The organism is Paenibacillus sp. Y660, from assembly GCF_057221575.1.
The window spans coordinates 386,668-400,270 of sequence record NZ_JBXBBJ010000001.1; the positions used below are offsets into that span (position 1 = coordinate 386,668).

A 13,603-nucleotide genomic window follows, 5' to 3' on the forward strand; every position below is an offset into this window, starting at 1 on the left:
CGTTTAAATGGGGTCATTTATTTGTAAGATATACTTATTGTGTTTATTGGAGCTGAGGACATCATGTATAAAGTATTGCTTGCTGACGATGAAAGGCTGGACTTGGAAGGGATGCGCACGTTTATCCCATGGGAGGAATTAGGCATGGAGGTCGTGGCTGGTGTGATGAACGGCTTCGATGCTTGTAAGGTGCTCGATTCTGAGAAGGTAGACATTCTTGTAACCGACGTCCGCATGCCGAATATGACAGGGCTAGAACTGGCGAGACGCGCACTGGAAATGTCGAAAGATATTAAAATTATATTTGTCAGCGGATATCAGGATTTCAGCTATGTGAAGCAGGCATTGTCGCTAAATGCGGTCAATTACGTGCTGAAGCCGATGGATGATCAGGAGCTGATTGATTCCTTGCTTAAAGTTCGTGACGATTTGGACAAAGAGCGAGTACGACAGGATGCCTATTGGCAAATGGTGCCGATCGTCAAAAACGAATATTTATTGCAGCTTCTTGAAGGTACGAGCAATGAGAAGACGATAGAGGTACTGAATAAAGAGTATGAAATGAATCAGTTCAATTGGCCTGGTTATGCTGTTGTGATCGAAATTGATGATATGTCTTGGAAACAGCATGATGAGAGCCGGAACGCACCAGACGAGATGAAGCAGGTTGTATCGATCTGTAAGGAGCTCGGTATCCGGCAAATATGTAAAATAAGCAAAGCACGGGTCGCGCTTCTTATCGAGCATTCAGACAGCGAGTTTTTGCCAGTGAAAATAGTTAATCTTGTAAATGCACAAAATACGTTCACCATAACGGCAGGAGTAGGAGAACAGTTCGGCTCCATATCCGAATTAACCCTCTCGCATCGTCAGGCTGTGGAAGCGCTCGATATGAAAATGTTCTACGGCAAAGGAAAGGTAATCGGCCACGGCGAGGTTAGACCGGCTGAGAAGGAGGATTTGAAGCATCTCGACTCTAAGCTTGAAGCGTTGTTCGTAGCGATGTCAGGATATGAGCTTGTAAGCATTCATGATGAGCTGGACGATCTGTTTCAAGTTGCCAAAAATTTAAAATCCAAATTCACGATGCGGAACTATGCCCTCTATATTCTCATGAAGCTCGATAATTATTTGCAAAGAACGAATGAAAATGTGTTTCAGCTGCTCGGTATGGAGCTGAATAATTATGATATTATTATGCAATTCGAAACGATCCACGACATTCATGTGTGGCTTAGACGCCGCGTTTATGAAATTTCCGAGACGCTTCAGATGAATAAGCAAAAGAAAAATTGGAAGCTCATTAAGCAAATGATCGATTTTATGAAAGAGCGGACGCATGATAACATTACACTGAGGGATTTGGCTGAGCAATTCTCATTATCGCCAAACTATCTCGGATTGATTTTCAAAGAGGAAACAGGGAAAAACTTCAGCGAATATTTCATTCAGCTGCGAATGGAGAAATCCTGCGAGCTTCTTAAAACGACCAATATGAAAATTTATGAAATAGCCGACCATGTTGGCTATCGCCATTTGCCTTATTTCAGCAGACAATTTAAAGAAACATACGGCATGACGCCATTGGAGTACAGACGAACATGACGACTCAGAAGAAGGAGCACCGCTACATTCCGTTTGGCATCAAGCTGATGCTTACGTATAGCTTGTTTATCATTATTCCAGTGCTTCTCGTCGGATACACAGCCAATTTGATCTTTACGAACTCCATACAAGAGCGAACGCGCGAAATCAATCACGGGACGCTTGAGCAGATGAAGGATAATATCAATTACAAGCTTGAGGATATGTCGCGCATTTCGGGCATGCTTTATTTCGATAGCAATTTAGCTTCCTATTTACGCCGCTTTGGAGAGGGCTGGGATAGCTATGAGGCTACGACGAAGCAGCTTATTCCAAGAATATTAACGACAATCGAGGCTGCAAACAATAAAATGAGGCTTGAGGTCTATTTGCATAATGACACGCTGCCCGAAATTTATCATGACTATAAAAAAACGGATCCGCTTAATTCTGAGGGGCCTCTTTACGATTTGTATCACATTTCAAGGATCAAGGATAAGCCATGGTACTTGGATTACCCGAAGGAAAAATATGGGGTGACCATGCAATGGAAGCAGATAGAGGGCGATTCGGTTTTTGGACATATATCACTGTTGAGACGTCTTGTGGATACGAATAAGCCAACCAAGCTGGAGGAAATTGGCTTTATTCGAATTAGCCTTCGGCTTGCAGATTTGCTGGGAAGCGTTGATTCTGAGAAAATCGGCAAGGGTACAAAAATCTTCGCGATTGATGAAAATAGCAAAATTATGTTCTCCTCAGGCGATACAGACGTTAAGCTGGGCGAGACGCTGAATGAAGAGGACATTGCTAATTATTGGGTTATTGATAATTCGATACCGCAGCTGAATTGGAAGCTCATAGCGCTAGTACCAAAAGATATAATGGAGAAGGCGACGAACGAGGTTAGAGTGTGGACGATATTTATTTGTTTGGCTTGTTATATCGTGTTTTCTTTCGCAGGCTTGTTTATATCCCGTTTCTACTCGCGTAAAGTATCCAAGATCGTTCGCGTGCTGGATTCGTTCCAAGAAGGGAACTTCCAGAAAAGCATTAATTTCAAGGGGAAGGATGAATTTACGCGCATATCCGTTGCCCTAAATGAAATGGGTCAGAACATCGACGAATTAATTCAAGAAGTATATATGACGAACATAAAGAAAAAGGAAGCAGAGCTGGAATCGCTGCAAGCGCAAATTAATCCTCATTTCTTGTACAATACACTGTCTTCGATCAGCCGCTTGGCTAAGTTTGGCGAAGTGGATAAGCTGCAGCGGATGGTGCTCGATCTGGCGAAATTTTATCGTCTGTCGCTTAATGAAGGAAGAATGGTCATCCCGATTAGAAATGAGCTGGAGCAGGTCAGCGCTTATATTAACATACAGAAGACAAAATTTGCTGACGGCATGCAGGTGTTTTTTGATGTTGATCCTGATGTATTCAAGTTCACAACCGTGAAGCTTATTTTGCAGCCATTTATTGAAAATGCGCTGGAGCATGCTTGGTATGGCGAGCGGATCAATATTCGGATCGTTGGAAAGCTGGAGGGAGAGCTGATCACCTTTCAAGTCATTGATGACGGTGTCGGCATTCACCCCGAAATGCTGCGCCAGCTGTCCGATCCTGTTGAGAGCTTGAACGTTGGTTATGGCATTCGCAATGTTGATGGGCGAATTAGGCTTCATTTTGGCGCCGAGTATGGTGTCAGGATTGTCAGCAAAAGAGGAATGGGAACGTCAGTATGCATAACCATTCCGGCGAAAACAAGCGTTAGCCAATCAGAGGGGCTCTCCCAAAAGTAGTATGCTCGCTGGGAAGATAGCTCGCTTTGAATGGAATGTTGGAAGTGAAAAAATAGCGGTACGGGGACATATTCCTGTACCGCTATTTTTCTATTTAGGTCTATGGTTGCTTGGCTTCATGAGATTGTGGGCAAGCGAAAGTCTCCCCGCCTCCAGGCTTACCTGTGGCAAGCCACGAAGCTGGAATCGGCGGAATCCCTGGTTCTTCTGTAGTCTCGGGTACAATCATTCTTGGGGCTGAGCCCTCTTGAGTGAGCAATAACGGGAAAAACTCCCGTTATTTCAAGTGTTTTTTGGCAAAAATCAGGTTTAGATGGATTTTCTCCCGTTAATATCTCGCTTTCGGTTTGACCCTATTTCGGTGTATGTCCTCCGATTAACTGGAGTTTTTCCAGCTACATGAACGAACTGGTGTCTTATTAGGAAAATAGATGGAGCTTTTCCTGTTCATTCCACAAAACTGAAATGATTTGAGGTAGCATTTTATTTCAAACATACGGGTTAGAACAATGAGCGATGGAATAAGCGAAAAAGCTTGTGGAAAGTAAGATTAGGAGAGTAAGACAGGAGCTTTAGGGCTTTAGGGCTCTCAACTAACTGGTTAAAAAACTTCGTAGTTAGGAACAAGTAAACGAGCAGAATTTGGGTGTTTCTATTCCGTGCGAGCACTTTTGGGGCAGCCCCTTTTTTCGTATCTTTTAAACTTTATGTAATAAAACCTAACATAGTTCTTGACATATCCGTACGATCCACACTATAATTCGGTTAAACGTAAGGTTTTATAACAAATGAATATCGGCTCTTTACCATTATTGATGAGAGCAGCTAGCAGTCTAGGGTTCCGTTAACGACGACTCGGCGCAGCAAGAATGCGTTCGGCAAGTGGTTAAGACTGGTCCAAGAGACGGCGTATAGATGAAGCGGGGAAGCGGCCGATCATCTATATAACACGGAAGGATAAAAGCCTGGGAGATCATTCTCCCTGGTTTTTGTTTTTTTATAGGACTTTTTAGGCAGGCGCTAGTAAAAAGATGACAGGAGTGGGGCGTAATGAAAAAATCATTGAAGGCAACATTGGTTCTTATGCTTATCGTATCGATGGTGTTTATGGCTGCTTGTTCCGGCAAAACAAAGGAAACGTCGGGAGGGGCAACGGACAATCCGATTACGATTGCGCTTAGTCCTTGGCCGGGTTGGTATATGTGGTATTTGGTAGAGGAGAAGGGTTTTTTCGAGAAGCACGATGTTGACGTGAAGCTGGAGTTTTTCCCGGTATACAGCGACTCGCTTCAAGCGATCGTAGCTGGCAAGGTTGATGCGAACAGCCAGACGTTAAGCGATTCACTCGCTCCTCTTTCTAAGGGGATCGGTCTAAAGGCTGTCCTTGTAAATGATAACTCCTTTGGCGGAGATGCGATTGTAAGTAAACCTGACATAAATTCCATCAAAGACTTAAAAGGCAAAACAGTTGCGACGGAGCTTGGTACGGTTGATCACTTCCTTTTGCTTACTGCGCTTGCCGAAAACGGAATGGACGAGAAGGACATTAAATATGTGAACATGACGGTGAATGATGCGGGGCCTGCCTTTATTTCGGGTAACACGGATGCTTCGGTGCTTTGGGAGCCATTCCAAACGACTGCTGTGAAGGAAGGCAAAGGCAAGGTTCTTTATTCGTCCAAGGATACGCCGGGACTCATTCCTGACTTGCTTGTGTTCCGTGATTCGGTTGTGAAGAATCGCCCGGAAGATGTGCAAAAAATCGTCGATGCCTGGTTCGATGCACTGGCTTGGTATGAGGATAACAAGGAAGAAGCGATTAAACTGCTCGCTGAGAAGGCGGAAACGACACCGGAAGATTTCAAGCTTGGCTTAGACAGCATCAAGCTATTCGGAGTAGAGGATAACGTCAAGGCGTTTGAGAAGGGCGACGATTATACATCGCTTAGCTACACAGGTCTGAAAACAGCGGATTTTCTCTTTAAGCTTGAGATGGTCGACAAGCTCGATAGCGTTGATGAGCTGCTGGATCCGCAGTTTGTAAATCATAAAGCAGGGAAGTGATAAGCGATGGGGACGCCACTACGACGTAAACCGTATACATTTCAAATATTCAAAGACATCGGCCCAAAGCCGTTTGCCGTAACGGCGGGGATCTCCTTCGTATTGCTGATTGGCATTTGGTCGCTGCTCAGCTATACCGAGACGGTTAGTCCGATCTTCCTGCCGAAGCCGCATGCCGTGCTCGTTCAGCTCATATTGAATCTCGGCAGCCCGGAGTATTGGGGGCATATTGGAATTAGCGTATTCAGGGTTACAGCTGGATTCTTGCTTGCCTGCGTGATTGCCATTCCAATCGGAGTGTTTGCCGGCACGTTTAAGTACGGCGAAGCATTCGTAGAGCCGCCAATGGAATTTATCCGCTATATGCCGGCGGTTGCCTTCATTCCGCTCATTATGGTATGGGCCGGCATCGGAGAATGGGCTAAGGTGCTGTTAATTTTTATCGGCTGCTTCTTCCAGCTGGTGCTGATGGTCTCGGATATTACTAGACGCGTATCGCATGACCTGCTGCATGCTTCGTTTACGCTGGGAGCATCGAGATGGAAGGCAATCGAGACCGTTATCATACCGGCTATCCAGCCTCAACTGATGAATACGCTTCGTCTCATTCTAGGCTGGGCTTGGACTTATCTTGTTGTAGCGGAGCTCGTAGCTGTAAGCAGCGGACTAGGCTATCAGATTATGAAGGCGCAGCGGTTTCTGAATACCGATGAAATCTTTGTCGGCATTATCGTCATCGGCTTGCTCGGTCTTGTAAGCGATCGGGTGTTTGCTTTTCTAAATCGTCGCCTGTTCCCTTGGGTTTAAGGTTAGTGTGATAATACCTAACATCAATATTGACAATATTAGTTGAACCCGATTATACTTCGATTAAACGTTAGGAAACATCACAATAACATATAGGTTCTCGTGATTGCCATTGAGGACGAAGAGCTGTCTAGGGTTCCGCTGAAGACGGCTGACGATGAATAGTTGAACTGAATCGTCGGCATGTAGCAGGTCTGGTCCGAGAGACGGCATATAGCAGGGCAGTTATTGGATAACGGAACCCGCTATAGTACACGGAAGGATAAAAGCCTGGGAGATTACTCTCCCGGGCTTTCTTTAATTTTTAAGACCAACATTTTTTGAGGGGGAAACAAGGATGAGCAGCATTTGGAGCACAACCATTCGACCGGGCGGCAAATGGTCAGGAACGATTAGTCGAGGGAGATTGCTACGGTTCACCGCGCTCGAGGCGGGAGCGAATATATCCTTGCTTTTATACAATGCAAAGGATTTGACGGAACGCTATAACATGCCGGACACGTTAAAAGCGCAGCATACCTCACATCTAACTAAAGGAAATATACTCATGAGCGATAACGGCAGGTCGCTTGCCAGCATCGTGGACGACGAGCTTGGCTGGCATGATGCGATATGCGGCTACACGAGCCGCGCGGCGACGGATGCCAAATACGGCAAGACCACTTACCAGGAGCTGCGTAATGAATGGCTGCATAGCGGACAAGAAAATTTTGCGGTGGAGCTGGTAAGAAACGGACTCGGAGTAAGGGATCTGGTTCCCGTCGTGAATCTGTTCTCCAAGGTGTTCTGCGATGAGCAGGGCGTTATGCATTTCAGCTCGGAGCATTGCGAGGCTGGTGCGACCGTAACGCTGAGAACTGATATGGATGTCCTGCTGGTGCTGTCGAACACGCCAAACCCGCTTGATCCAAGCGGTGAATACCCGTCGGTGCCCGTTCAAATCGAGGTGCTGGAAGCTGAGGCTGTAACGGATGATGATTATTGCTTGAACTACCGTCCGGAGAACCGGCGCGCCTATGAAAATACGCAAGAATATTACTTGCTGCAAGGTCTATAAGCTTAGCAATACCCATCATAGATCAGGAGGAATGACATATGTCTGTTTTTAATCGAGTGGAAAGCCCGCGTAAGGCAGAGGATGCCATATACGATGAAGTGATAGCCGCCGGCGATGGCTGGATGTATGATTTGGAGCCGGGGCAAGTGCTAAGAATCGTCGATTTGGACGGAAATCAAGCGGCCGACACCTTGTTTTACGATGCGGATCAACCGGAGGATCATTACAGCGCGGTTGCGACGATCGCTGGTCAAGGCAATATCTATTTGACGACAGGTACGGTGCTGCTGTCAGAGTCCGGCAAGGAAATGCTGAAGATCGTTGCAGATACATGCGGTCGCCATGATACGGTCGGCGGCTCATGCTCGGCACAAAGCAACACGGTTCGATACTCGCATGACAAGCTGCACATGCATAACTGCCGCGATACGTTTATGCTGCAGCTGGCGAAGCGGAATGAAAACTATACGAAACGGGATTTGGCTCCGAACATAAACTTCTTCATGAATGTGCCGGTTACGGCTGACGGCGGCCTTCAGTTCGCGGATGGCGTATCCTCGCCCGGCGCTTATGTGGAGCTGGAATCGCTTTGCCGCACAACGGTGCTGCTCAGCAATTGTCCGCAGCTTAACAACCCGTGCAATGCTTATAAACCAACTCCGGTTCGGGTGCTCATTTGGGAGCAATAGAGACTTTTATACATGGTAGATCTACAGAAGAATCACTTGGCGAGGAGAGGTTACGATGTTCACGAAAGTATTGATTGCAAACCGCGGCGCGATCGCCGTTCGCATAGAGCGAACCTTGCGCAAGCTTGGCATCGCATCTGTCGCCGTATACACCAGCGCCGACCAAGACAGTCTGCATGTCGATCATGCAGATGAAGCAATACTTATTGGGGAAGGACCGGCTAAAGAGAGCTATTTGAATACAGACCTAATTTTGCAAACAGCGCTTGAGACAGGCGCGCAGGCGATTCATCCGGGCTATGGCTTCCTCAGCGAAAATGCTGACTTTGCACGCGCTTGCCGCGAGCACGGCATCGTATTTATTGGGCCGACTCCTGAGCAAATGGAGATGTTTGGCCTCAAGCATTCGGCGCGGGAGCTTGCCGAGCGGGCAGGCGTCCCGCTATTGCCGGGTACGGCATTGATTACGGAGCTGAAGGAAGCGCTCGTACAGGCTGCCCAAATCGGTTATCCGGTTATTTTGAAAAGCACCGCGGGCGGAGGCGGCATCGGGATGCGGGTATGCGCGGATGAGGAAGCGCTGCGCTCGGCCTATGACGGCGTGAAGCATTTGGCGGAAACAAACTTCAAAAACGGCGGATTGTTTTTGGAGAAATATATTGCGAGAGCGCGCCACGTCGAGGTGCAAATATTCGGCAACGGCTTTGGCGAGGTTGTCACGCTGGGCGAGCGGGATTGCTCGATCCAGCGCCGCAACCAGAAGGTCATTGAAGAAAGCCCTGCTCCAAATCTGACGGAAGAGGTTCGGAATGCGATGTTTGAATCCTCGAAGCGCCTTGCGGCGGAAGCGGGTTACCGCAGCGCTGGAACGGTCGAATATTTGTATGATCCGGAAACATGCGAATTTTATTTTCTTGAGGTGAACACGAGGCTTCAAGTGGAGCATGGCGTTACGGAAGAGGTGTTGGGCGTTGATTTAGTGGAATGGATGGTCCGGGAAGCGGCTAATGAGCTTACGGATATGCAGTCGCTTGTGAAAGCGCCTGACGGCCACAGCATTCAAGCGCGCATTTACGCGGAGGATTGCTTGCAGAACTTCCGTCCGAGCGCGGGCCAGCTTGATCAAGCTGTATTTTCGGAAAACGCCCGCAATGAGTCATGGGTAAGAGACGGCCTTACGGTGACGACGCTTTATGATCCGATGCTTGCGAAAATTATCGTTCACGGCGCAAATCGCGAGGAAGCGATCAAGAAGCTGATTCAGGCGCTTGGCGAGACAAGGATGTACGGCATTACGACAAACTTGCAATATTTGCAGGCTCTGCTTGGCGATCAAGAGGTTGTAGACGGTCATGTCTATACGCAGCTGTTAAATGGCTTTGAGCCTGCCGAGCATGCGATCGAGGTTGTAGACGGAGGCGTGCAAACGACCGTTCAGGATTGGCCGGGACGTGTCGGTCACTGGGATGTCGGCGTTCCGCCATGCGGGCCGATGGACCCTTACTCCTTCCGAATCGGCAATAAACTGCTCGGCAACGATGATCAGGCCGCTGGTCTTGAACTAACGCTGCGCGGCGGCGCTTATAAATTCCGCAGCGGCGTATGGTTCTGTATTACCGGCGCGGATATGGCAGCGGAGCTGGACGGCGTGAAGGTTGAGCTGTACAAGCCGAATTTTGCGGATCGCGGCCAGGTGCTTAGCTTTGGGGAAGCGCAAATGGGCTTGCGCACGTATTTGCTCGTTGCAGGCGGCTTCGATATGCCGCGTATTCTTGGAAGCGCGTCGACATTCACGCTCGGCGGGTTTGGCGGGCATGGCGGACGCGCGCTTCGTGCAGGCGACGTGGTTGGCGTAAACAAAGCGGCTGAGCCTGAGTTGTTGGTGGAGCTTGCTCCGCGTGAACGTCCGCAGATGTCGCGTGAATGGACGATTGGCGTCATTCCCGGACCGCATTGTACGGGGGAGTTTTTGAAGCCTGAATATTTGAAGCAGCTTTCCGAGACGGCTTATGAGGTTCATTTTAACAGCTCACGCACCGGGGTTCGATTGATTGGGCCTGCACCGCTATGGACGCGGGAGGATGGCGGAGAAGCAGGACTTCACCCATCGAATATTCACGATAACGCGTATGCGATCGGTACGCTTGATTTGACTGGTGACATGCCAATCCTGCTGGGCCCGGATGGACCTAGCCTTGGCGGCTTTGTATGTCCGGTGACGACAGCTTCGGCGCAGTTTTGGAAAATTGGCCAGCTGCATGCCGGCGATAAAGTGCGCTTCCGGTTGTTGACGCTTGAAGAAGCGGATGAGCTTCGCGATGTGCAAGAGCGCAACTTGGAGGCGATCGGAGGCTCGGCACGCAATGGTTTGCCTTCTGCTGAGCTTTCGGATACGGCATCGGCTTTGACGCCGGATTACCCGCTGCTCGTTAATGAAGTAGAAGGCCGCAGATTCCCGATCAAAATCCGCTGCAGCGGCGATGAGAATTTGCTTGTGGAATACGGCGATCTGGAGCTGGATCTGCTGCTGCGCTTTCAAGCGCATGCGCTCATGCAGGCGATCGAGCAGTCCCGACAAATTCCGGTACTGGATTTGACGCCGGGCATTCGCTCCTTGCAGGTACACATTGACCGTTCCAAAATTACAGTTAACGAGGCGTGCAAGCTTATTTTGGAGCTGGACAGCTCGCTGCCGCCTTTGGAGACGATTCAAGTACCCTCGCGTATCGTTCGCTTGCCGCTCTCTTGGGATGATCCGGCAACGCAGCTGGCGATTGACCGCTATCAGCAAACCGTTCGCCCGGATGCCCCTTGGTGCCCGAGCAATATTGAATTCATCAGACGGATTAACGGGCTGGATAGCATCGAAGACGTGCAAAAAATCGTATACGAAGCTAACTATCTTGTACTTGGCTTAGGCGACGTATATCTAGGCGCTCCGGTTGCGACGCCGGTTGACCCGCGTCACCGCCTTGTTACGACGAAATATAATCCGGCAAGAACATGGACACCGGAAAATGCCGTCGGTATCGGCGGCGCCTACATGTGCGTATACGGCATGGAGGGTCCGGGCGGCTACCAATTCGTTGGCCGAACGATTCAAATGTGGAACCGCCTGCGCAGCACAGAGAGCTTCAAGCCAGGCAAGCCATGGCTGCTGCGGTTTTTTGACCAAATTCAATTTTATCCGGTGGAGGCCGATGAGCTGCTGAGGCTTCGCGAGGATTTCCTGCGCGGCAGATATGAAGCGGACATTACCGAAACGACGTTTGATCTAGGCGAATATTTGAAATTTCTAGGCTCTATTGAAGAAAGCGCCGCGGCGTTCAAGGAGAAGCAGCAAGCCTCGTTCCAAGCGGAGCGCGAGAGCTGGAAGGAGCTTGGTCTTGCCGAGTATGTGGCGGAGCACGAGCCGGCGCGGGCCGAGCAGGAGGAAGAGCTGCAGGAGGGCGCGGCTGCTATTCGCTGCACGATGCCGGGCAGTGTGTGGAAGGTGCTTGTAGGCATTGGCGAGCAGGTGAAGAAAGGGGACACCTTGCTCATCGTAGAAAGCATGAAAATGGAATTTTCGCAGCAAGCCTCATGCGACGGCGAAGTCTGCTCCGTGCATGTAGAGCCGGGCGATCAGGTGCATACGGGCCAGTTGATCGTTGGGATCTTGCAGCATGAGGAAACGGAGGCGGTCGTATGACAAAAGTGACCATTCCACAGAAGCTATCGATTGAATGGCTGGAAAAAAGCTATGCGAGCGGGTTATTGACGCCAGTGGATGTTATAGCGGAAATCGTGCAGCGGTCAATATCAGATGCGGGCATGAATATATGGATTACGCCTCCGTCTATGGCTTCGCTTAAGCCTTATTTGGAAAGGCTGGCTCTGCTTGACCCAGCTAATGCTCCGCTTTGGGGTATCCCGTTTGCGATCAAGGACAATATCGATGTAGCCGGCGTTCCGACGACGGCTGGCTGCGAGACATTCGCTTATACGCCGCAGGAGCATGCGTCTGTCGTGGAGCGGCTTGTCGCGGCAGGAGCGATTCCGATTGGCAAAACGAACCTAGACCAGTTCGCGACTGGGCTTGTCGGCACTCGAAGCCCTTATGGCGAAGCCCATAATTCGCTTCGTCCGGAGCTGATCAGCGGCGGTTCGAGCTCCGGCTCGGCCGTTGCTGTTGCCCGCGGCCAAGCCGTATTTTCGCTCGGGACAGATACGGCTGGCTCCGGAAGGGTGCCGGCTGCGCTTAATGAGCTTGTCGGCTATAAGCCAAGTCTCGGCTCATGGCCGGTGAAGGGCGTTGTGCCTGCTTGCGCCAGCCTTGACTGCGTTACCGTATTTGCGCATAGCCTGGAGAATGCTCTTGTCGTGGATAGCATCGCTAGAGGCGTTGACGAGAATGACCCTTGGTCGCGGTATGTGCCGAGGCAAGAGGCTGGAATGCCAGCCAAAATCTGTTTGCCGAAGCAGCCGATAGATTTCTATGGACCGTTCGCAGAGAAATATGAGGAAGCTTGGCAAGCGGCGGTGAAGCGCATAGAGCAATTAAACATTCCGATTGCGTATGTGGATTACGAGTTATTTTCGGATGCGGCTGCTATTTTGTACGATGGTCCATGGGTTGCCGAGCGCTGGGCGGATTTAAGAGATTTTATTGAAACGAATCCGAATGTTGCCTTTCCGGTGACTGAACAAGTATTGCGCTCGGGCGCTGCGGCAAAGCATGATGCGACTTCGGTATTTAGCGCGATGCACAAGCTGCAGGCTTATAAGCTTGAAGCGCGAAAGCTGCTGCAGGATGCGGTGCTCGTCATGCCGACCTGCGGCGGAACATGGACGCGCGAGCAAGTGAGGCAGGACCCGATCCGCACGAATAGCGACATGGGACGCTACACAAACCACTGCAACCTACTCGATTTATGTGCAGTAGCTGTACCGGCAGGAACTGCGGATGAGCGGCTGCCATTTGGCATTACGCTGTTCGCGATTGCGGAGAATGAGCATCTTATTAACGAAGCTGCGCGTTCGTTCGTGAGCGGAGATGAGCGAGCTGTTGAAGCGGGAAATACTGACGGAAATGAAAACGCGCAGGCAGTCGTTGATGAAACGTTGACTTTGACCGAGCTGACAGCGGTAAATGAAACAGGGGCTGCATCCGATCCTGTTGAAGAGATGATCGTAGTTGCGGTTTGCGGCTTGCATATGCGAGGCTATCCGCTTGAGAAGCAAATGAATGGCCTCAATGCGCGCTTCATGCGCGAGGCGAGATCGGCACCTCGCTATAAGCTGGTGAAGCTGCCAACGACGCCAGCGAAGCCAGGCATGATCAAGCAATTGCAGGGCGGCGCATCCATTGAGCTCGAGCTTTGGGAAATGTCTCCGGCAGCCTTCGGAACGTTCACTTCCTTAATTCCGGCGCCGCTAGGCATTGGCAAGGTTGAGCTGGATGATGGTTCAGAGGTATCCGGCTTCGTCTGTGAAGCATATGCTGCTGCGAATGCAGAGGATATTACCGCATACGGCGGCTGGCGCCATATTCCGCAAGTATAATAATAATGACTTCCGATAAACTCGTTATTCGAGCTTTTCGGAAGTCTTTTTCTTTT

At 49.7% G+C, this 13,603-nt stretch carries 8 protein-coding genes and 2 riboswitches; all 8 genes read left to right on the plus strand.

Annotated elements, in window-relative coordinates:
• The first annotated feature begins 63 nt into the window (after positions 1-63).
• The 8 genes from AC2TDN_RS01735 (at position 64) to atzF (ending at position 13,547) form a co-directional block, all read left to right on the plus strand.
• Positions 64-1,605, plus strand: coding sequence for a response regulator (locus AC2TDN_RS01735; RefSeq protein WP_484686819.1), 1,542 nt, complete (start codon positions 64-66; stop codon positions 1,603-1,605).
• Complete coding sequence (locus AC2TDN_RS01740; protein WP_484686820.1) at positions 1,602-3,386, plus strand: sensor histidine kinase; 1,785 nt, start codon at positions 1,602-1,604, stop codon at positions 3,384-3,386. Before AC2TDN_RS01735 ends, AC2TDN_RS01740 begins: the two co-directional genes overlap by 4 nt.
• An 822-nt stretch (positions 3,387-4,208) precedes the next feature.
• Positions 4,209-4,360, plus strand: a riboswitch (guanidine-I (ykkC/yxkD leader).
• A 76-nt stretch (positions 4,361-4,436) separates the two neighbouring features.
• Positions 4,437-5,450, plus strand: coding sequence for an ABC transporter substrate-binding protein (locus AC2TDN_RS01745; protein WP_482065009.1), 1,014 nt, complete (start codon positions 4,437-4,439; stop codon positions 5,448-5,450).
• A gap of 6 nt (positions 5,451-5,456) precedes the next feature.
• Complete coding sequence (locus AC2TDN_RS01750; RefSeq protein WP_482065008.1) at positions 5,457-6,257, plus strand: ABC transporter permease; 801 nt, start codon at positions 5,457-5,459, stop codon at positions 6,255-6,257.
• A 119-nt stretch (positions 6,258-6,376) separates the two neighbouring features.
• A riboswitch (guanidine-I (ykkC/yxkD leader) is annotated at positions 6,377-6,536 on the plus strand.
• Positions 6,537-6,594: 58 nt separating this feature from the next.
• Entirely contained in the window at positions 6,595-7,314 is a 720-nt protein-coding gene (locus AC2TDN_RS01755) for an urea amidolyase associated protein UAAP1 (protein ID WP_482065007.1), read from the plus strand.
• Positions 7,315-7,352: 38 nt separating this feature from the next.
• A complete protein-coding gene (locus AC2TDN_RS01760) occupies positions 7,353-8,003 on the plus strand; it encodes an urea amidolyase associated protein UAAP2 (protein ID WP_484686821.1) in 651 nt (216 codons plus the stop codon).
• Between the two features lie 55 nt (positions 8,004-8,058).
• Complete coding sequence (gene uca, locus AC2TDN_RS01765; RefSeq protein WP_484686822.1) at positions 8,059-11,694, plus strand: urea carboxylase; 3,636 nt, start codon at positions 8,059-8,061, stop codon at positions 11,692-11,694.
• Complete coding sequence (gene atzF / locus AC2TDN_RS01770; RefSeq protein WP_484686823.1) at positions 11,691-13,547, plus strand: allophanate hydrolase; 1,857 nt, start codon at positions 11,691-11,693, stop codon at positions 13,545-13,547. The genes uca and atzF overlap by 4 nt, the downstream gene beginning before the upstream one ends.
• Positions 13,548-13,603: the final 56 nt, after the last annotated feature.

Coding starts and splice junctions, on each gene's coding strand:
- AC2TDN_RS01735 (WP_484686819.1), top strand. CDS start 64: ATGTATAAAGTATTGCTTGCTGACGATGAAAGGCTGGACTTGGAAGGG.
- AC2TDN_RS01740 (WP_484686820.1), top strand. CDS start 1,602: ATGACGACTCAGAAGAAGGAGCACCGCTACATTCCGTTTGGCATCAAG.
- AC2TDN_RS01745 (WP_482065009.1), top strand. CDS start 4,437: ATGAAAAAATCATTGAAGGCAACATTGGTTCTTATGCTTATCGTATCG.
- AC2TDN_RS01750 (WP_482065008.1), top strand. CDS start 5,457: ATGGGGACGCCACTACGACGTAAACCGTATACATTTCAAATATTCAAA.
- AC2TDN_RS01755 (WP_482065007.1), top strand. CDS start 6,595: ATGAGCAGCATTTGGAGCACAACCATTCGACCGGGCGGCAAATGGTCA.
- AC2TDN_RS01760 (WP_484686821.1), top strand. CDS start 7,353: ATGTCTGTTTTTAATCGAGTGGAAAGCCCGCGTAAGGCAGAGGATGCC.
- uca (WP_484686822.1), top strand. CDS start 8,059: ATGTTCACGAAAGTATTGATTGCAAACCGCGGCGCGATCGCCGTTCGC.
- atzF (WP_484686823.1), top strand. CDS start 11,691: ATGACAAAAGTGACCATTCCACAGAAGCTATCGATTGAATGGCTGGAA.